Source organism: Microbacterium faecale (assembly GCF_014640975.1).
In the GTDB taxonomy this organism is placed as follows: Bacteria; Actinomycetota; Actinomycetes; order Actinomycetales; family Microbacteriaceae; genus Microbacterium; species Microbacterium faecale.
In genome coordinates this window covers 50,734-71,668 of the sequence record NZ_BMHO01000001.1, presented here as the reverse complement: position 1 = coordinate 71,668, position 20,935 = coordinate 50,734, and the positions used below count along the sequence as shown (strand labels likewise).

Annotated in this window: 12 protein-coding genes; 9 read left to right on the top strand and 3 right to left on the bottom strand. The window is 68.5% G+C overall.

Features of this window, described 5'->3' with window-relative positions; genetic code table 11:
• Nucleotides 1–127 precede the first annotated feature (127 nt).
• Nucleotides 128–3,604 (top strand): efflux RND transporter permease subunit, encoded by a 3,477-nt coding sequence (locus IEW87_RS00320; RefSeq protein ID WP_188710336.1) that lies wholly within the window; start codon nt 128–130, stop codon nt 3,602–3,604.
• Nucleotides 3,605–3,767: 163 nt separating this feature from the next.
• Here the strand turns inward: IEW87_RS00320 and IEW87_RS15195 are convergent, their stop codons facing one another.
• Nucleotides 3,768–4,760, bottom strand: coding sequence for a hypothetical protein (locus tag IEW87_RS15195; RefSeq protein ID WP_373285073.1), 993 nt, complete (start codon nt 4,758–4,760; stop codon nt 3,768–3,770).
• Between IEW87_RS15195 and IEW87_RS15190 the strand changes: the two genes are divergently transcribed.
• The 3 genes from IEW87_RS15190 to IEW87_RS00305 all read left to right on the top strand — a co-directional run bounded on the left by IEW87_RS15190 (nt 4,752) and on the right by IEW87_RS00305 (nt 8,155).
• The gene (locus IEW87_RS15190) at nt 4,752–5,963 is read left to right on the top strand and encodes a DEAD/DEAH box helicase (protein WP_373285072.1); all 1,212 of its coding nucleotides are present in this window, start codon (nt 4,752–4,754) and stop codon (nt 5,961–5,963) included. The two genes, IEW87_RS15195 and IEW87_RS15190, sit on opposite strands and share 9 nt — an antisense overlap.
• Nucleotides 5,964–6,198: 235 nt before the next feature.
• Nucleotides 6,199–7,125, top strand: coding sequence for an aldose 1-epimerase family protein (locus IEW87_RS00310; protein ID WP_188710334.1), 927 nt, complete (start codon nt 6,199–6,201; stop codon nt 7,123–7,125).
• A gap of 28 nt (nt 7,126–7,153) precedes the next feature.
• Entirely contained in the window at nt 7,154–8,155 is a 1,002-nt protein-coding gene (locus IEW87_RS00305; RefSeq protein WP_188710333.1) for a M15 family metallopeptidase, read from the top strand.
• Between the two features lies 1 nt (nt 8,156).
• On the opposite strand, the gene IEW87_RS00300 is transcribed toward IEW87_RS00305, so the two are convergent.
• Complete coding sequence (locus IEW87_RS00300) at nt 8,157–10,295, bottom strand: ATP-binding cassette domain-containing protein (protein WP_188710332.1); 2,139 nt, start codon at nt 10,293–10,295, stop codon at nt 8,157–8,159.
• Nucleotides 10,292–10,846 carry an ECF transporter S component gene (locus IEW87_RS00295; RefSeq protein ID WP_188710331.1) on the bottom strand — a complete coding sequence of 185 codons (555 nt, stop codon included), beginning with the start codon at nt 10,844–10,846 and terminating at the stop codon, nt 10,292–10,294. Before IEW87_RS00295 ends, IEW87_RS00300 begins: the two co-directional genes overlap by 4 nt.
• A gap of 187 nt (nt 10,847–11,033) precedes the next feature.
• Here IEW87_RS00295 and recQ point away from each other — a divergent pair, with 187 nt between their 5' ends.
• The 5 genes from recQ to IEW87_RS00270 all read left to right on the top strand — a co-directional run bounded on the left by recQ (nt 11,034) and on the right by IEW87_RS00270 (nt 20,885).
• Nucleotides 11,034–13,019: a DNA helicase RecQ gene (gene recQ / locus IEW87_RS00290; RefSeq protein WP_188710330.1), complete on the top strand. Its 1,986-nt coding sequence runs from the start codon at nt 11,034–11,036 to the stop codon at nt 13,017–13,019.
• Between the two features lie 168 nt (nt 13,020–13,187).
• Nucleotides 13,188–16,658: a choice-of-anchor G family protein gene (locus IEW87_RS00285; RefSeq protein WP_188710329.1), complete on the top strand. Its 3,471-nt coding sequence runs from the start codon at nt 13,188–13,190 to the stop codon at nt 16,656–16,658.
• 142 nt (nt 16,659–16,800) lie between these two features.
• Nucleotides 16,801–17,553, top strand: coding sequence for a DUF5819 family protein (locus IEW87_RS00280; protein ID WP_188710328.1), 753 nt, complete (start codon nt 16,801–16,803; stop codon nt 17,551–17,553).
• A complete protein-coding gene (locus IEW87_RS00275) occupies nt 17,550–18,689 on the top strand; it encodes an HTTM domain-containing protein (RefSeq protein WP_373285071.1) in 1,140 nt (379 codons plus the stop codon). The genes IEW87_RS00280 and IEW87_RS00275 overlap by 4 nt, the downstream gene beginning before the upstream one ends.
• Nucleotides 18,690–18,830: 141 nt before the next feature.
• The gene (locus tag IEW87_RS00270; protein ID WP_188710327.1) at nt 18,831–20,885 is read left to right on the top strand and encodes an acyl-CoA dehydrogenase family protein; all 2,055 of its coding nucleotides are present in this window, start codon (nt 18,831–18,833) and stop codon (nt 20,883–20,885) included.
• Nucleotides 20,886–20,935 lie beyond the last annotated feature (50 nt).

Here is a 20,935-nt window from a genome sequence, read left to right as displayed (position 1 = left end):
GGAGGAACCGCCTCTCATACCCTGGGATGATCTTCGCCGGTTCGAAGCGCATGCATAGTGACCGCGTGGAAGACTGGCACGCGGGCATACACCTCTGTATCGCGTCCGACTTTCCCGGAGAGACCCTGTGTCGAAACTCGCCGTCCTCAGCCTGAAGAACCGCGCGCTGATCGCCCTCATCACGATCTGTGCGGCGATCGTGGGCGGCGTCTCGCTGACGAATCTGAAGCAAGAGCTCATTCCGACGATGGAGCTCCCGGCGCTCATCGTGACGGCGAGCTACCCGGGCGCGTCTCCCGACGTGGTCGAGGAAGACGTCGCGACGCCGATCGAAGAGGCGATCCAGGCGGTCCCCGGCCTCGAGTCGACCACCGCCACGAGCTCGTCGAACATGGCATTCATCCAGGCCATGTTCGACTACGGCACCGACATGGCCACGAGCGAGCAGAAGATGCAGCAGGCGATCAGCCGCATCGACAGCCAGCTTCCCGACGCGGTGGATCCGCAGATCGTCGCGCTCTCGCTCGATGAGTTCCCGGTGATCCAGGTCGCGGCGTCGGGCTTCGAGGATCCCGCGACGGCGCAGGACGACCTCGAGAACATCGTGATCCCCGAGATCGAAGACATCGACGGGGTCGGATCCGCGACCGTGACGGGCGCCGCGAGCGAGCGGATCACGATCACCCCGGTTCCCGAAAATCTCCAGACGGCGGGCGTCACGCAGCAGGCGATCAGTGACGCGCTGCAGCAGAACGGCAACCTCTTCCCCGGCGGCGAGGTCACCGAAGACGGTGAGACCCTCACCGTGCAGACCGGCCTCAAGCTCACTTCGGTCGACGACATCCGGGCTCTGCCGCTCGTGTCGAACGCCGAGCCGCAGGTGGATCCCAACACGGGCGAGGTCACCACGCCCGAGACCTACACGATCGCCGACGTCGCAAACGTCGAACGCGAGGACGACCCCACCACCTCGATCTCTCGCGTCGACGGTCAAGACGCGATCTCGATCTCCGTCACGAAGCTTCCCGACGGCAACACCGTGGCCGTCTCCGAGGGTGTCATCGCCGCTCTCGACGAGGCGAACGAGCAGCTCTCCGACGTCGAGTTCACGGTCGTGTTCGACCAGGCGCCGTTCATCGTCGACTCGATCGAGACGCTCGCGGTCGAAGGCGTGCTCGGCCTCGTGTTCGCTGTGCTGGTGATCCTCGTGTTCCTGCTGTCGATCCGTTCGACGCTCGTGACGGCGATCTCGATTCCGACCAGCATCCTCATCTCGTTCGCGAGCATGCAGGCGTTCGGGTACTCGCTCAACATGCTGACGCTCGGCGCGCTGACGATCTCGATCGGGCGCGTCGTCGACGACTCCATCGTCGTCATCGAGAACATCAAGCGACATTACGTCGCGGGTGCCGACAAGGGTGACGCGATCCGCCTCGCTGTGCGCGAGGTCGCGGGCGCCATCACCGCATCGACCCTCACGACCGTCGTCGTGTTCCTGCCCATCGTGTTCGTGGGTGACATGGTTGGGGAGCTGTTCCGGCCGTTCGCCATGACGGTGACGATCGCGATGCTCGCCTCCCTGCTCGTCTCGCTCACGATCGTGCCGGTGCTCGCATATTGGTTCATGCGCCCGGGCAAGGCGCTCGTGACCGACAGCGGCGAGCCGATCGATCCTGAGCACCCCGATGCCCCGAAGACGCGTCTGCAGAAGGCGTACCAGCCGATCCTGTCGTGGACGCTGCGACACTCGTGGTCGACGCTCGCGCTCGCGGTCGTCGTCATGATCGGCACCGTCATGCTCGCGCCGATGATGAAGACGAACTTCCTCGGCGACACGGGACAGAACACTCTGACGGTGACGCAGGATCTGGGCGAGACGGCGAGCCTCGAGTCGAAGGATGAAGCGGCGCAGCGCGTCGAGGAGTCGCTCGGCGACGTCGACGGCGTCGACACGGTGCAGGTCACCATCGGCTCCGGCGGCATGATGAGCATGTTCGGCGGCGGTGACAATGCCACCTTCTCCGTGATGACCGACCCCGACGCCGATCAGGAGCAGATCAAGTCTGACGTCGAGGCGGCGCTCGCTGACCTCGACGACGCCGGGGACCTCATGGTGCAGTCCGCCGCGGGAATGGGCATGTCGACCGACATCTCCGTCGAGGTGGAGGGCGCGAGCGACGCCGACATCCGCGAGGCGACCGACGTGCTCATGGAGGAGCTGGATGGCCGGGACGGCCTCGGTGACATCACCAACAACCTCGAGGCCGCGATGCCGTTCATCGCCGTGGACGTCGATCGGGGCGCGGCCGCCGAGGCCGGCCTCAGCGAGGCGGCGATCGGATCCCTGGTGAACAGCACGATGCAGCCGTCCGAAGCCGGCACGGTCGAGATCGACGAGTCGTCGCTCACCGTCTACATCGCGAACGAGGATCCGCCCGCGACGATCTCCGAGCTGCGCGCGCTCGAGATCCCGACCGCGACGGGCGTGATCGAACTGCGCGATGTCGCCACGGTCGAGGAGAACACGAGCCCCGCGTCGATCACGACGGCAGGCGGGCTCCGCACCGCCACGATCACGGTTCCGCCGGCCACGGACGACCTCATGGCGGCGACGACCGCCGTGCAGGCCGCGCTCGATGACGCCGACCTGCCCGAGGGCACGCGCGCCACGCTCGGCGGTGTCTCGGAGGACCAGGCCTCGGCCTTCGAGCAGCTCGGTCTCGCGATGCTCGCAGCGATCCTCATCATCTACATCGTCATGGTCGCGACGTTCAAGTCGCTGCGTCAGCCGCTGCTGCTTCTCGTGTCCGTGCCGTTCGCCGCGACGGGCGCGATCCTCCTGCAGATCGTGACGGGCGTGCCGCTCGGCGTCGCGAGCCTTATCGGCGTGCTGATGCTCATCGGCATCGTGGTCACGAACGCGATCGTGCTCGTCGACCTGGTGAACCAGTATCGCGATCGACACCGCCTCAGCACGTACGAGGCGACCCTCGCGGGCAGCTCGATGCGACTGCGGCCGATTCTCATGACGGCGCTCGCCACGATCTTCGCGCTCACGCCGATGGCGCTCGGCATCACCGGTCACGGCGGGTTCATCTCGCAGCCGCTCGCGATCGTCGTGATCGGCGGTCTCGTCTCGTCGACGTTCATGACGCTCATCGTGCTCCCGACGCTCTACAACCTCGTCGAGGGCGCGAAGGAGCGGCGCGCCAAGCGCCGCGGCGACGGCGGATCCACTCCGAGCCCGGACGGCCCGGACCACGGCCCCGGAGCGACGGATGCGCGCGACGCCACTGACGACGAGCCGTCCGTGACCGCGGGGGTCGCATCCCCGTCCGGCACGCGGCCGGCCCGCACGGGATCCGCGAACGTCGTTGCCACGGGTGCGGAGCCGTCCGCGCACGACCGCCACGGTGGATCCGCCGTGGCGCGCGTCGTCCCGCACGAGCCCGCGCCGGCGACCGCAGGCCAAACGGTCGTCGACGTGCGACAGCCGGGTGCCCCGGAGGGATCCGCGCCGCTCGTGACCGTCACGGTGCAGCTTCCGGACGAGCGCGGCACCTCCGTCCCGACGGCCCCGCCGCTTCGCCGCCGTCGCGACTGAACGCGAGGGCAGCGCGCCGCAGCACAGGGGGGATTCGGACAGGCAAGGCGGTTTCCCAGGGCGTTTCGATACTCTGGAACGTCGGCTGAGGGATGCCACGTAGTGTGCGTGGGTGTTTATGTGTCCTGTCATGGCCGCATAACACCTACGGAAGGTGCGTGTATTACGCATGCCAAAAAGTAAGAAGCCCGCGGGCGGACGCCCCGTGAAGAACTTCGACCCTCGCTACGCCTCCAAGAGCGGCGGATCCCGTAAGCCGCGCTGGTCGCGCGACGATCGCGCACAGCGCGGAGGCTTCGATTCCCGCGGCTCGTCGTCGCACGAGCGCGACGATCGTCGCTTCGACCGCGACAGCTCGGGCGACCGCCCGTCGACTGGCGGCTACCGCGCGCGTGGCGGCGACGACCGTCGATTCGATGGCGCACGCGGCGGCGCAGGCCGCCAGGACGGCGCGCGTCGCTTCGACCGCGACGACCGTCCGCGCGATGACCGCGGCGGACGCCGATTCGACTCGGACAACCGCGGCCCGCGTCGTTTCGAGCGTGACGACCGTGCGCCGCGTCGTTTCGATCGTGACGACCGTGCGCCCCGCCGTTTTGATCGTGATGACCGCGGTCCGCGTCGTTTCGATCGTGACGACCGTGCGCCCCGCCGTTTTGATCGTGATGACCGCGGTCCGCGTCGTTTCGATCGTGATGACCGTGCGCCGCGTCGTTTCGATCGTGATGACCGTGCGCCGCGTCGTTTCGATCGTGATGACCGCGGCCCGCGTCGCTTCGATCGCGATGACCGCGCGCCCCGCCGGTTCGACGGCGACGCCCGCGAGGGACGCGCGGGCCGCGGTGCTCCGAACGACCGTGGCGGACGCTTCGACCGTGACGCCCGCGGACACAACCGCTTCGACCGCGGCGCGCAGGGTGGCGGACGCCGCTTCGACCGCGAGGGGCAGGGCGACCGTCGTCGCTTCGACCGCGATGCCCCGCACGGTGGCGGACGCTTCGATAACCGCGCGCCGTCCGCATCCGCTGACGTCGTCGCCGACACCGCGACGACCGAGGGGGCCCGTCCGCAGACCGCGGGTGAGCGTGCCTGGCAGGAGCGTCGCGACGCCCCGCAGCGCACGGCCCAGCAGGAGCAGCAGATCGACGTGGTGCACGAGCGTCTCACCGCGGAGGCCGTAGAGGCCGCCGAGGTCGAGGGACAGACGTTCGGCGACCTCGGTCTGGGCGACAACATCTGCCGTGCCCTCGCCGACCTCGGCGCGGCGAGCCCCTTCCCGATTCAGGCCGCCACGATCGGCCCGATCCTCGAGGGCAAGGACGTGCTCGGCCGCGGCCGCACCGGATCCGGCAAGACGATCGCCTTCGGTGCGCCGATGGTCGAGGCGCTCCTGCGCGGACGCGACGGCGGACGGCGCGCTTTCGGACGCGCACCGCAGGCGCTGATCGTCGCTCCGACGCGCGAACTCGCGCTGCAGATCGACCGCACCGTACAGCCGATCGCCCGCAGCGTGGGTCTGTTCACCACGCAGGTATACGGCGGCGTCCCGCAGGGCAAGCAGGTCGGCGCGCTCAAGAAGGGCGTCGACATCGTGATCGGCACGCCCGGCCGCATCGAGGACCTCCACGCCCAGGGCAAGCTCGACCTCAGCGAGGTCAAGATCGCCGTCCTCGACGAGGCCGACCACATGTGCGACCTCGGGTTCCTCGAGCCCGTGCAGCGCATCCTGCGCCTCACGAAGGAAGGCGGCCAGAAGCTGCTCTTCAGTGCGACGCTCGACCGCGAGGTCTCGGCGCTCGTCGACGAGTTCCTCAAGGACCCGCAGGTGTACGAGGTCGCGGGTGAAGACCAGGACTCGGGCACGATCGACCACCAGGTGCTCGTCGTCGACCAGCGCAGCAAGCGCGACGTCATCGAGCAGCTCGCCGACCGTGGCGGGCGCACGATCATCTTCAGCCGCACGCGCGCCTTCGCCGACCAGCTCGTCGAGCAGTTCGAAGATGCGGATATCCGCGCGATCGCCCTGCACGGCGACCTGAACCAGGCCAAGCGCACGCGCAACATCGAGCGTTTCTCGAAGGGACGCATCAGCGTGCTCGTCGCGACCGACGTGGCCGCACGAGGGATCCACGTCGACGACGTCGATCTCGTCGTGCAGGCCGACGCCCCGGACGAGTACAAGACGTACCTGCACCGCTCGGGCCGCACCGGGCGCGCCGGTCGCGAGGGCCGCGTCATCACGCTGATCCCGCGCAACCGCCGCCGCCGCATGAGCGACCTGCTCAAGCGCGCCGAGATCGACGCCCCGTTCCGCGACGTGACACCCGGCGACCCCCTCATCACCGAACTCGCCGGCTGACCCGGCGCCGCCAGAGGCCCGCTCGCGGCGTTGTCGGCGGTCAGCGCACGCTCGGTGCGCCTCCCTTCTCCGCCTTGCGAGCGAACCGCTGGCGACGCCGGGCGCGTGTCGTGAGCGTCACGAATCGAGGAGATCTCACGAAAAGAGGACGGATTCCGCGCGAATCGCCTCCCCTCGTGAGATCTCCTCATTTCGTGTCGCCAACGACCCCGCGCTCATGCGACACAATGGGGGAATGGCTCATACCCCCGTCGACCCGACCGGCAAGCAGATCCATCTCACCCGCGGTGACGTCACGGCGCACATCGCGCAGGTCGGCGCCGGGCTGCGCGGTCTCACCGTCGACGGCACGTCGATCGTCACGCCGTACCCCGAGCACAGCGCGACGCCGTTCGGATCCGGCACCGTTCTCGTGCCGTGGCCGAACCGGATCCGTGACGGCCGGTGGGAGCAGGTCGACCCGCACGGCCGGTCGTACAGCCAGCAGCTCGCGCTGAGCGAGCCCGACCTCCACAACGCGATCCACGGCCTGCTGCGGTACGCGCCGTACGCGATCGAGGAGGGCGACGGATCCGTGACCCTCACGGCGACCGTCGTGCCCCAGAAGGGCTACCCGTTCGCGCTCGTCACGCAGGTCGTCTACGAGCTCACTGACGACGGGATCCGCGTGACGCACCGCCTCACGAACGTCGGCGACGCCGCGGCCCCCGTGGGCGTCGGCGCGCATCCGTTCTTCCACATCGGTGACGCGGATCCGCGCGAGTTCGTGCTCACGCTCCCGGCGGCGACGACGTTCGAGGTCGACGACCGACTGCTGCCTCTCGCCGAGAAGCCCGTCGAGGGCGGCACCGACCTGCGCACGGGCGAGTTCCTCGGCGATGTTGACCTCGACACCGGCTTCGGCACGCTCGCGCGCGACGCCGAGGGGCGCGCGACGTCGACGCTCGAGGCGCCCGACGGACGCACTGTCGCCGTGTGGCAGGACGAGAGCTTCGGGTACCTGCAGGTGTTCACGACGGAGGCGTATCCCGGCCAGCCCCGCGCGGTCGCGATCGAGCCGATGTCCATCCCCACCGACGCTTTCAACTCCGGCCAGAGCCTGACGTGGCTTGAACCGGGCGACACCGCCGAGTTCGTCTGGGGTGTGTCTTATTCGGGCTGACGCCGGGATGAACGGGGACAATGAGGGCGTGACGACTTCGCACCACGCGTCCGCACGCCGCGCCGAACGGCGCCGGCGGATCGAGCGGCGCCGTCGCCGGGCGGTCGTCACTGTCACGTCGACGCTGTCGGCGTGCACCATGATCGTGGCGGGCGCGTTTGTCGTCGCGGGAGCGAGTGGATCCGATTCCGGTCCGCAGGCGCTCGGCAGCGGCGGCATCGAGACCCGACCGGTCACCGAGACCCCGTCCCCGACCCCCACGCCGACTGCCACCGCGACGCCCGATGCCGAAGACACGCAACAGCGCCCCTTCTGCTCGCAGGACGTGAAGGACGCGATCCAGTCGGACGACGCGGAAGCGGTGGTGCGTGCGGCGGGCGGCGGCGATGAGTTCCGCGAAGGAGTCCTCTCCGGCCGCGCCGATCGCTGCATCGCCCTGAATCATCCCGCGTGGGACTGGGTCGTCGTCAACAAGCAGCGCCCGATTGAGCCGCTCGACTACGAGCCGGAGCTGACGGCGCCGCAGACCTACAGCCCCATCGGCGCTCAGCTGGACCCCGCGGCCGCCGATGCACTCGATGCGCTCACGACCGCCGCGAGCGAGGCGGGCGTCGGCGACATCGGGCTCGAGAGCGGATACCGCTCGTACGCCGCGCAGGTCGAGGCGTATGAATCGCAGGTCGCGAGCCGCGGCAGCACCGAGGAGGCCGACCTCACGTCGGCACGCCCCGGATACAGCGAGCACCAGCTCGGGCTCGCGATCGACATCGTCGCGTGCGACGGCACGGTGTGCGGATCCATGTACGACTTCGGCGGGACGCCGCAGGGCGAGTGGGTGTCCGAGAACGCCTGGCGCCATGGGTGGATCGTCCGGTATGAGGCGCACGCCACCGAAACGACGGGGTACGAGGCCGAGCCGTGGCACCTGCGGTACGTCGGCGTCGAGATCGCGACGGCGTACAAGAACGGCGGGTACGACACGTACGAGGATTTCTGGGGCCTCGACGCGGCCGCCGAATACACCGACTGAGTCAGGCCACGAGCGGGCCGGCCACCATCGCGGCCGCGGTGAGGATCCACGCGCCGGCCACGAACGCCGTGTCCGCGAGATGCCACCGGGGTCGCCGGCGTTCCGTGCGCGTGGGGAAGGCGCCGAATGCTCGGGCGTCCATCGCGAGCGCGACGCGCTCCGCATGGCGGATCCCGCTCGCGAGCAGCGGGATCAGAAGCCGGGGGTACGCGAGCGGGCCGAGGGCGCGTGATCCCCGTAGACGGTGTGCGGCACGGATCACGCCGAACTCGTGTCGGAACCGCGGCACGAACCGCAGCGCGGCGAGGGCCGAGTATCCCACGCGGTAGGGGATCCGCAGATGCGCCGTGAGGGCACGCACGGTGTCGACGCCGTCGCTGGCCAGTCCGGGGATGAGCGCGAGCGCGAGGAGCGCGACGAGGCGCAGCGCGGTCGCGATCCCGTTATCGAATCCGGTCCACAGGCCGAACCCCGCGGCGAGAACGGCACCGATCGCGGGCAGCGTGCCGAGCAGCCATAGCACGAGGCGGCGGGAGGGAGGAACGCCCACGAGAAGCGTGATGTAGGCGAGGCCGACGAAGACGGCGGGCGTCATGATGTCACGCGTGAAGATGAGGGCGACGAGTCCGGGGAACACCGCCAGCAGGGTCGCGAGGGGGTCGCGGCGCTCCAGGAATCGCCGGCGTGCGGCACCCGCCGCACCGAGCGCTGTCGGTCGCGTGGGATCCTTCGGCAGTCCCTCGACGGGCGTGACGCGGCCGGCGTTCATCTCGATCACGTGGGTCGCGTGCGACGCGACGAGGCGCAGATCATGCGTCACGACGACGATCGTGGTGCCCTGCTCGTGCAGCTCCTCGAGCATTGTGAGGAGGCTCGCGGTGTGGGCGCGGTCCTGACCGTACAGCGGCTCGTCCAGCACGAGCATGCCGCCCGGTCGCATGCCGATCGTGACCGCGCCGAGCGAGAGGCGGCGTTTCTGCCCGCCCGAGAGACGGAACGGGTGACGGTCGGCGTGCGCGGTGAGGTCGAGCCGTGCCAGCATGCTCTCGACGCGCTCCGCCGCTTCGTGACGGGGGAGCCCGCGCACGCCGTGCGCCAGTTCCTCCCGCACGGTGTGCGCGACGAACTGGTGCTCGGGGTTCTGGAACACGAACCGCACGTCCGTCTCGCGCAGCACCGTGCCGCGCGGTGTGCGGAGCACGCCGGCGATCGCCTGCGCGAGCGTCGTCTTGCCGGCGCCGTTCGGTCCGACGATCGCGGTGACGGAGCCGCGCGGGATATCGACCGAGACACCGTGCAGCACCGTGTGCCCGCCGCGAGCGAGGGTGAGCGAGTGCGTGGTGAGGATCGGATCCGCGGGCTCGGCAGCGGGGCGCGGCACGTGGGCCGGAGCGAGGCCGACGCCGAGCTCTTCGAGCTCGTCGGCATGATCGCGCAGGAGCGTCTGCGGCGCATCGTCGAACGCCGGGTGCCCGGTGCGGTCGAGCACGACCATGCGCGTCGCGAGCGGAAGCGCAGCGTCGAGGGCGTGCTCGATCAGCAGCAGTGACGTCTCACCCGACGCGACGATCTGATCCAGTGCGTCGTAGACGCTTCGCGCGCCCTGCGGATCCAGGTTGGCGGTGGGCTCGTCGAGCACGATCAGCGGCGTCTGCATCGCGAGCGCGGCCGCGATCGCGAGCCGTTGGCGTCCTCCTCCGGACAGCGCGGCCGGATCCTCTTCGCGGCGTTCCCACAGCCCGACGATCCGGAGGGCGTCCGCCACGCGGTCGCGCACCTCGTCTTCGGGGACGCAGAGGTTCTCCGGGCCGAAGGCGACCTCGTCGTAGACGGATCCCGTCACGACCTGCACATCCGGATCCTGGAACACCATGCCGACGGTCCGGCTGAGCTGCGCGGGCGACGACGCGGCCGTGTCGGTGCCGGCGACCGTGACCCGGCCGGTGAGGTCGGCGTCGATCGCGTGCGGGACGAGGCCGTTCATCGTCATCGCCAACGTCGACTTGCCGGATCCGCTCGGCCCGGCCAGCAGCACGACTTCGCCGCGGCCGATCGCCAGCGTCACGCCTCGGAGTGCGGGATCCGCGCTGTCGGCGTACGTCACGGTGACGTCGTGCAGCGCGACGAGCGGATCCGTCACCGCCTGCCGGTCCGGGGTCCGATGCCCGCTCGGGCGAGGCCGCGGCCGACGGCGAGCCCGATCAGGGTCCAGGCGACCGGGCCGAGCAGGGAGAGTACGAGGTAGACGATCCGCGACCAGGCGGGCAGGGCGGCGAGATCGGCGATCGCCCAGATGACGGCGGCAATGGCGGCGCCGATCGCGAGGGCCGAGAGCAGGAAGCGCCACCAGCCCCAGGCGCGATAGCGGAAGGCGGCCGCGATGAGCTCCTGGATGCCACCGAACAGCAGAGCCGATCCGAGGAACTGGAACGCGTAGACGGGAGCCACGGCGATGCCGACCAGCGCGGCCATCCCGTGTGTGATGAGGGCGACCCACGGCGCACGGAACAGCTCCTGCGCGATGATGCCCGGCAGCACGTGCACCCCTAGGACGAACCCATAGAGGAAGGGGGTGGCGGCGAGGACTGGCACGGCGAGCCATCCCTCGATCCCGCCGATCAACCCGGTCGCGACGCCGATGGCTGCGCACACGAGCAGCACGCGCGTCGAGAGCACGGATGGTCGGGGCACGATACGAGCCTATTGCGTGCGTAACGGTTCGCTCTCGAAAGCCCTGAGATGCGCGGCGAGTTCCCATTCGCATGGATACTTGGAGTGTGGGCAGCGCATCCCCACACTCGAAGCCGGTCTCACCAGACCGGCTTTCGTGTTCTCCACAGGCGATCTGTCTGTCAGCGCTGGCTCGTAGGCTGGAGAGATGACCCAGCCGCCGTATGAGTTCGAGCCCGACGACGGCTGGATCCCGCCCGAGGAGCCGCCCGACGACGGATACGCCGACTACGAGGGGGGCGCGGTCGCGTGGGCGGATCCGTTCGTGTCGGAGCCGCCCGCGGGCTTCGCCGCGCAGCCCTCGGGTCACGCTCGCGCGCCTCAGCACGCGAGCGGCCTCGACGCGCTCCGCACGGTGTACGGATTCGAATCCTTCCGCGGCGACCAGGCCGAGGTCGTCGAGCACGTGGCATCGGGCGGCGACGCCGTCGTGCTCATGCCGACGGGTGGCGGCAAGAGCGTCTGCTATCAGGTCCCCGCGCTCGTGCGCGAGGGAACGGGGCTCGTCGTCTCGCCGCTCATCGCGCTCATGCACGACCAGGTCGAGGCGCTGCGCGCGAACGGCGTCGCGGCGGCTTACCTGAACTCGTCGCAGGATCCGTCGGAGCGTGCCGAGGTCGAGCGCGCGTACGTGCCCGGAGAGCTCGACCTCATCTACGTCGCGCCCGAGCGGCTCAGCAGCCCGCAGACGCGCGGCCTCCTCGCGCGGGGAGCCCTGAGCGTGATCGCGATCGACGAGGCGCACTGCGTGAGCCAGTGGGGCCACGACTTCCGCCCCGACTACCTGACGCTCGGCGACCTCGGCGAGGCGTTCCCCGGGGTCCCGCGCGTCGCGCTCACCGCCACGGCCACGCGCGAGACGCACCGCGAGATCACCGAGCGCCTGCACCTGGGGTCGGCCCGGCACTTCGTGGCGAGCTTCGACCGGCCGAACATCCAGTACCGCATCGAGGCGAAGACTGAGGCGCGGCGGCAGCTGCTGCAGTTCATCCGGTCGCAGCCCGACAGGTCCGCGGGCATCGTCTACGCCCTCAGTCGCAAGTCGGTCGAGCAGACCGCCTCCTTCCTCGCCGGTCAGGGCATCGACGCGATCCCGTACCACGCGGGGCTCCCGGCCGAGACGCGCACGGCGCACCAGGCGCGCTTCCTGCGCGAGGACGGCGTGGTCGTGGTCGCGACGATCGCGTTCGGCATGGGCATCGACAAGCCCGACGTGAGGTTCGTCGCGCACATCGACCTGCCGAAGTCGGTCGAGGGGTATTACCAGGAGACGGGGCGCGCGGGACGCGACGGCGAGCCGAGCGTCGCGTGGATGGCGTACGGCCTCGGCGATGTCGTGCAGCAGCGACGCCTGATCCAACAGGGTGACGGCGACCGCGCGCGTCAGCAGCGTCAGCAGCAGCACCTCGACGCGATGCTCGCGCTGTGCGAGACCGTCGAGTGTCGGCGTCAGAACCTGCTCGCATATTTCGGGCAGTCGTCGGATCCGTGTGGCAACTGCGATACGTGCCTCGAAGCGCCCAAGACGTGGGACGGGCTGGTCGCGGCGCAGAAGCTGATGTCGACGATCGTGCGGCTGCAGCGCGAACGCGGACAGTCGTTCGGCGCCGGTCATCTCATCGACATCCTGCGCGGCAAGGAGACCGAGCGGATGCGCCGGTTCCGGCACGACGAGTTGTCGACCTACGGTATCGGCGACGACCTGTCAGACCAGGACTGGCGCAGCGTCATTCGCCAGCTGCTCGCGCGCGGTCTGCTGGCACCGCAAGGGGAGTACAACACGCTCGCCGTGACACCGGAGTCGGCCGGCGTTCTGCGGGGGGAGACCCCGGTGCCGCTGCGCCACGACGTCATCGGACGCAAGAGTCGGCCCGCCTCGGCGAGGAAGACGACCGCCGCCGAGACGCTCGCACCCGAAGACCGGGACCTGTTCGAGAAGCTGCGCGAATGGCGCGCCGGCCAGGCACGTGAACAGGGCGTGCCGGCATACATCGTCTTCGGCGACGCGACGCTGCGGGCACTCGCGGAGCATCGCCCCGCGAGCCTCGACGCGCTGGATGCCATCAGCGGTATCGGGCAGAAAAAGCGCGACGCGTACGGAGAGCAGGTCCTCGAAGTGATCCGCACGGTATAGATACCCGCGGTATCCGACCATCGGAATACTGGACTCGGGGGCAATATATGTGCATGATGGTTCGAGACTGAGCGTTTCCTGCGTTTCGCTCCACGTTCGCTGGCAGCCCTCAGTCGCTGGGAGTGATCACTTCCTGTCATCCATGTGGACGTATCTGAGGGGATACCAATGCGTGCTGAAAAGCATCGGCAGCCCACGCGCGGCAACGCGCGCTGGCTGACGAAGAATAAGCGTGTGGTCGGGGGTGTCGCCACTACTGCAGCCGTCGTCGCCGCGTTCGTGGGTGCCGGCGCTGCCGCGACCGCCGCAGAGACCGATAATGCCGAAGCGGAAGGGCGGTTCCTGACGTTCGGCGGTTCGCTTGGCGACACCGTCAACTTCCTTGCTGAACTCGCTCCCGCTTACTCAGCGGAGCCGAGTGGCGATCCGGAGAACTCGCGTTCTCTGGACCTTGAGCTCTTGAGCGCTCTCGACATTCCGCTCGGCGATGGCCTGCAGCTGTTCGGCGAGAACCCGATTCTCGGGCTTGGTGCACTGGGTCAGTACTCGCGCACAGATGCCGGGTCGGCCTACGCGTCGTCCGGTTTGCTCGGCGAGGAAGGCGCGATTGCGCCAGCCGCGGGTAACGACCCCTCGGAGAACGCCTACCTGGACCTCACGCCGATTCTCGCTCAGGCGGGGCTCGACGTCCTTCTCGACAACGCGCGTCTCGAGCTCGGTGCGATCTCGGCCTCCGCCGCGCTCGATGCGGGCGGCGAGCCCGTCGGCGACTACCAGATCGCGGGCGGAACGCTGTTGCTGACGAGTCCTGTGGTGGAGGAACTCTCTGGCACTCTTGTCGAGGTACTCGATGAGGTTTCCGGACCCATCAACGACTTGACGGGCGAAGGTGGGGCGATCGACACCACTGTCGACCCACTTCTCGATGGCCTCACGTCGACGCTGAACACGCTTCTGCTGGGCGTCGGTAGCATCGACGACCTTGGTGTGACGGCGACGGTAGATGTGGATCTCGAGGCCGCGGTTCAGTCGGTTCTTTCCGAGCCGATCACCTCGAGCGACAGCGTCATCACGATCGACTTCAGCACGGGTGAAGTCAACGTCGACCTGGCGCGCCTGGTCGCCGATACACAGGGTGGCGATTACGACGGCACGCTGAACGGTCTCGACCCGAACACCGAGCTGCTGGACCCTGACCTCGTTCAGGCTACGCTCGACGGTGCCATTGGGTCGGTCTTCGACCAGATCCCGGCGCTGCTCGTCAACGCGGTGACTGACGCTCTCCACGCGGTAGACGTCAACATCGCGATCACCGGCGAGATCAATTCGCTTCTCGGCAACATCGGCATGGTTGACGTGCAGCTCGCAGGGACGCTCGGCGACTTCATCGGGGCCGAAGGCTCGTCGGAGCCCACCGTCGACACGTCGGGAACCTCGATTATCGGTCTCCCGGTCGGAGAGCTGCTCGAGCCGGTGCTCCAGACCGTGACCAACACGATCCTGCCGGCACTCGTCACGCCGCTGTCGAACGCGATCACGGACGAGGGCACGCTGGACACGATCTTCCGCCCAGTTGTCGAAGCAGCGAACCAGGTGCTTCAGCCGCTGTTCGGGATAGTGACGAACAACCTGCTCTCGCTGACGGCGAACGTGCAGGAGACCGGCGGGACCTTCACGCACGAGGACGCCGCGAACACGGAGGGCACGTTCACGGAGCGCGCACTGCAGCTCTCGCTGCTCCCGCAGTCGCCGATTCTCGAGCTGTCGCTCGGTTCTGCCACGGTTCGTGCCGGTGACGCTGTCGTCTACGAGACCTCGATCGATGTCACCCCCGGCTCGGTCGAGCAGGGTGAGTCCACCACGATCACGGGTTCGGGCTTCGAGCCCGGCGAGTCTGTGTCGGTGACGCTCGATGGTCAGGAGATCGGGCCCGTAACGGCGGACGCGGACGGCAACATCGAGCTGCCGTACACGACTGAGGCCGACGACGCCACGGGCACGTTCGACGTCATCGCGACTGGTGACGTGTCACAGACGCCGGCGGAAGGTTCGTTGGAGATCACCGAGGCGACTGCTGACCCGGATACCGACACGGACGCCGACAGTGCAACTGACCCGGACACGGCCGCTGACCCCGACTCCAGCTCGAACGTGGATGCGGATGCTGACCCGGACACGGCCGCTGACCCGGACTCGAGTTCGAACGTGGATGCTGCCGCTGACCCGGACGCTGACGCGAACGTGGATGCGGATGCTGACCCGGACACGGCCGCTGACCCGGACTCGAGTTCGAACGTGGATGCTGCCGCTGACCCGGACGCTGACGCGAACGTGGATGCGGATGCCGACCCCGAGGCTGACTCCAGCTCGGATGGCTCGGACACGACCGGTGACGTGAACGTGGACGCCGACAGCGCCGCCGATGGCGACGATGCCGACGAGAACACGAACGCTTCGTCTTCGGCTTCCGCTTCGGCGGACGCTGACGACAACAGCAACGCGTCGGCTCAGGCCGCTGCGCAGGCTGCTGCTCAGGCAGATGCTTCGACGTCGGCTTCGGCCGCTGCCGATGCTGACGCCACGGCTGCTGCTCAGTCCGCTGCGAACGAGGATGCGTCCAGTGACGCGTCGTCGGATGTCTCGTCTGAGGCGAACGCGTCGAGCCAGGCTGCTGCTCAGTCCGCAGCTCAGGCAGACGCCTCGTCGACGTCGAACGCCGACGCGACCTCCGCTGCTGACGCCAACGCGGCTGCTGCTTCAGCTGCTGCTTCGAACGCTGACTCCTCGACGGATGCCTCGGCTGCTGCCGCGGCGAACGCCGACGGTGACGCGGACGGCGCCAATGCTGACGAGAACACGAACGCCTCGTCTTCGGCTTCCGCTTCGGCGGACGCTGACGACAACAGCAACGCGTCGGCTCAGGCCGCTGCGCAGGCTGCTGCTCAGGCAGATGCTTCGACGTCGGCTTCGGCCGCTGCCGATGCTGACGCCACGGCTGCTGCTCAGTCCGCTGCGAACGAGGATGCGTCCAGCGACGCGTCGTCGGATGTCTCGTCTGAGGCGAACGCGTCGAGCCAGGCTGCTGCTCAGTCCGCAGCTCAGGCAGACGCCTCGTCGACGTCGAACGCCGACTCTTCGTCCGCCGCTGAGGGCAACGCGAGCGCCGCGTCGGCTGCAGCGTCCAACGCTGACTCGTCGTCTGATGCTTCGTCTGCTGCCGCGGCAAACGCCGACGCAGACGGCGACGCTGACGGTGCGCAGATCTCGATGGACCTCGAGAACGACCGCCTCCAGGTCGGCGAGGAGCAGGTGGCCCACGGCTACGGCTTCGAGCCTGGCGAGACGGTCACTGCGACGCAGTTCTCGGACCCGTACGCGATCGGCGAGCAGGTGGCCGACGACAACGGTGAGGTCACGTTCACGTGGAATGTGCCCGCCGGTACCGACGACGGCAACCACCTCGTTGAGCTCGCGGGCGAGACGTCGGGTTCGGTTGACCAGTCGTTCGAGGTCTACAGCGGTGGCGACCTGTCGCCGACCGGTGGCGACCTGGCGCTGACGCTCGGCGGAATCGCTGCGCTGATGATGCTGGCCGGTGCCGGAGTCTGGTTCGCCGTGAGGCGCCGGGCCGACGCCTGAGGTAGTGAGCGAGTCCCGGTGCTTCGGGAGGTCGTAACCGAACGAAGCACCGGGTCGCACCCCTAACCGCCTGTGGTCCGGTGATATTCTCGCCGGACCACAGGCGTTTCGTCGGCGATATCGCCATTCAAGGAGTCACTCGATGCCCCAGAGGAACACGCCCCGGCGTCGCCTCTCCATCCGAATCGTCATGTGCATTGTCGCGCTCGTGACCGCGTGGCACATCTTCGCGTCCTTCCTCTGGATCGCGCCGTGGGCACCGATCCGCGAGGTGGTCGGACAGGAGCGCCTCTCGAGCTACATGATCCCGATGTTCGGCCAGTCATGGAGCGTCTTCGCGCCCGAGCCGGTCAACGGCGACTACCGCTTCGAAGTGCGCGCGCTCGTCGACGGTGAAACGACCGATTGGGTCTCCGCCTCCGACACGGAGCTGTCGATGATCCGCTACAACCTCTTCACACCGCGCGCCGGCATCATCGCGATGGACGTCTCCAGTCAGCTACGCAGCGCATGGGGAGACCTCAACGACGAGCAGCAGGAAATCGCCGAACTCAACTACTTCAAGGACGCCTGGGAAGAGCGCATGGGAGACGCGATGTACGCCAGCGGCGACAACGACAGTGACGTCGCGCAGTACATCGAACAGGAGCACCGCGCCACCGCCTACGCCACGCAGGTCGCCTACGCCGTCTGGGGCGACGACGTCGAGCGCCTGCAGTACCGTGCCACCCGCCAGAACGTGATCCCGTTCCGTGACCGCCACGATCCCGAGGCTGAACGCCCCGGGATCCAGTACTCGCCGACCGGCTGGCGCGGTCTCGTCGTCAACGACGGGCAGTCGCAGGACGCGTTCACGGACGTATTCCGCTCGACACACGAACGGATCTCCGAATGAGCGAGCGTACCGGCGGCGCGAGGCCCGACGTGCGCGCCATCGGCGCGACCGCAGGCGCAATCGTCAGGCGCGCTCCGCGCGCGATCGGCCGACTGATCCGCCTGCTGATGGTCACGCTCGCGGGGGTCGTGCGCACCACCTGGCTGGCCGGCGAATCCTGGCTCCTCGACGAGAAGAAGTCGGTCTACGGCCTCGCCGTGACGCGCATCGTGCTGGGTCTGACCGGCATCGGTCTGCTGCTGTCGAACTTCTCGACGCGCCTGTACACCTTCGGCTCCGGATCCGCATGGAACGGCGAGGGATCCGAACCTGTCAGCGACTTCCCGCAGATGTGGCTGTTCAGCTGGTTCCACCGTGTCGCATACGACGACGTGCTGTTCACGACGCTGTATCTCGTGCTGCTCGCGCTCGCCGTGGCGTTCACCATCGGCTGGCGCTTCAAGATCGTCCTGCCGTTCTACTTCGTCCTGTGGATCAGCTTCATCGAGATGAACGACTCGGTCGGCGACCAGGGCGACAACATGTACCGCATCGTGCTGCTCCTGCTGTTCTTCGCGGATCCGGCAGCGCGACTGTCCGTCGACGCCCGCCGTCGCGCTCGCAAGGGCTTCCGCACGATTCTCCCGCGCGAGATCAGCAACCTCCTGCACAACCTCGCCCTCGTGGCGCTCGCCGCGCAGGTCATCTTCGTCTACGTCTCCGGCGGCCTCTACAAGGCGGCTGGCGATCCCTGGTCCGGCGGTTACGCGGTCTACAACCCGCTCATGACCGAACGGTTCGGCACCTGGCCGGTGCTGAGCGATCTGGCCACGGCCTGGGGCCCGGCCGTGACGATGATGAGCTGGGGGTCGATCATTCTCCAGATCGCCTTCCCGTTCATGCTGCTGCTGCGCCCCACGCGCATCCTCGCGCTGTTCGGCATCATGTCGTTCCACATCGGCATCGCCGTGCTGATGGGCCTGCCCTGGTTCTCGCTCGCGATGATCGGCATCGACTTCATCTTCATCCGCGACCGATCGTGGAAGCGCATGGGCGACCTCGTGACCCGTGCGTTCCGCAGCGACGCGGAACGGTGGACCGACGATCCGGACGCGCGGCTCGCGGACGCGAAGAAAGTCCGCGCGACGTCGGCGTGAGCGCGGCTGTGCGGATCCGACACCGACCGGCCGCCCGCGTGCCCGCGGTACTTGTGTGAGGAGCACAAAGAATCCGCGTCAGCGTGCACGATCTCGTACGTTCGAGCGTGAAGTCACCTCACCCCCAATGAGAGGAACGCCGTGGCCGACACAGCTGTTCGCCCTGAGAACACCACCGACGAGCACGCCGACGTCAGCCTCGACGTCGATACGCTGACGACCCACCTGCTCGGGAAATGGCGCGACATCCGTCTCGAAGCACGCGAGATGATCAAGGACGAGCGCTTCTGGCAGATCCCCGGACAGCACTACGAGGAGCACCGCGAGCGCGTCTTCGGACAGACGAAGCTGCTCGCCGAGCGGGGCGCGGGTGCCCGGGCGTTCCCGACCGAATACGGCGGCCTGGGCACGCAGGGCGGCAACCTCGCGGGCTTCGAAGAGCTCGTGCTCGCGGATCCGAGCCTGCAGATCAAGTCGGGCGTGCAGTGGGGGCTGTTCACGTCGGCGATCTACCAGCTCGGCACGAAGAAGCACTGGGACCGCTGGCTGCCCGACGCGATCAGCCTCGAGCTGCCCGGTGCCTTCGCGATGACCGAGACGGGCCACGGATCCGACGTGCAGTCGATCGCGACGACAGCCACCTACGATCCGGAGACCGAGGAGTTCGTGATCCACACGCCCTTCCGCGGGGCGTACAAGGACTACCTCGGCAACGCAGCGAAGCACGGCCGCGCCGCGACGGTGTTCGCGCAGCTCATCACGGGCGGCGTCAACTACGGCGTGCACTGCTTCTTCATGCCGATCCGCGACGAGGCGGGCGAGATGCTTCCCGGCATCCTCAGCGAAGACGACGGGCCCAAGGGCGGCCTCAACGGCGTCGACAACGGTCGGCTCGCGTTCGATCACGTCCGCGTCCCGCGTGAGAACCTGCTGAACCGCTACGGCGACGTCGCCGCCGACGGCACCTACACGAGCTCCATCGCGAGCCCCGGCCGCCGCTTCTTCACGATGCTCGGTGCGCTCGTGCAGGGTCGCGTGTCACTCGATGGCGCCGCCACGTGGGGCGCGGCTCTCGCGCTCGACATCGCGGTGACCTACGGCAATCAGCGCCGCCAGTTCGACGACGGCACAGGGCAGGAGACCGTCCTGCTCGACTACGGCAAGCACCGCCGTCGGCTCATCCCGCGCATCGCCACGGTCTACGCTCAGGCGTTCGCGCACGAAGAGCTGCTGCAGAAGTTCGACAGCGTCTTCAGCGGCGAGAGCGACACCGACGAGAACCGCCAGGATCTCGAGACGCTCGCGGCCGCGCTCAAGCCGCTGTCGACGTGGAACGCGCTCGACACGATCCAGGAGGCGCGCGAGGCGTGCGGCGGCCAGGGCTATCTGTCCGAGAACCGCCTCGTCGGACTGCATCAGGATCTCGATGTCTACGCCACATTCGAGGGCGACAACAACGTGCTGCTGCAGCTCGTCGGCAAGCGCCTGCTCGGCGACTTCGCACAGCAGTTCAAGGGCAAGGACTCCGCGGCGCTTGCCGCCTACGCGGCGAAGCAGGGCGCCTCGAAGTTCTTCCACGGCGCGGGCCTGCGCCGCCTCGGGCAGACGGTCGCCGATCTCGGATCCACCGCCCGCTCGGTTGAGTTCGGGCTGCGCGGCGACGACCAGCACCAGCTGCTCACCGACCGCGTGCAGCAGATGGTCGCCGACGTGGGCGCCCGCCTGAACCAGGCGCGCAAGCTGCCGCCGGCCGAGGCGCAGGCCGTCTTCAACGAGAATCAGGTAGACCTGCTCGACGCCGCGCGTGCGCACGGCGAGCTGCTGCAGTGGGAGGCCTTCACCGACGCGATCGACCAGATCGACCACGAGGGCACCCGCACCGTTATGACCTGGGTGCGCGATCTGTTCGGGCTTTCGCTCATCGAAGAGCACCTGTCGTGGCACATCATCGGCGGGCGCCTGTCGACGCAGCGTGCCGCCGCACTGACGCGCTACATTGACCGTCTCTGCACGCGTCTCCGGCCGCACGCGCAGGATCTCGTCGACGCTTTCGGGTTCGCCCCAGAACATGTGCGGGCACCGATCGCCTCGGGCGCCGAGCGCGAGCGGCAGGACGAGGCTCGCGCCTACTACGCCGACCTGCGTGCGAAGGGCGAGGAGCCCATTCCGGAGAAGAAGGCACGCGCGGCGTCATAACAGCGTCGTGCGCGGCCCGGCGGAGTAGAATGTGGCCGTGACCGACCGCG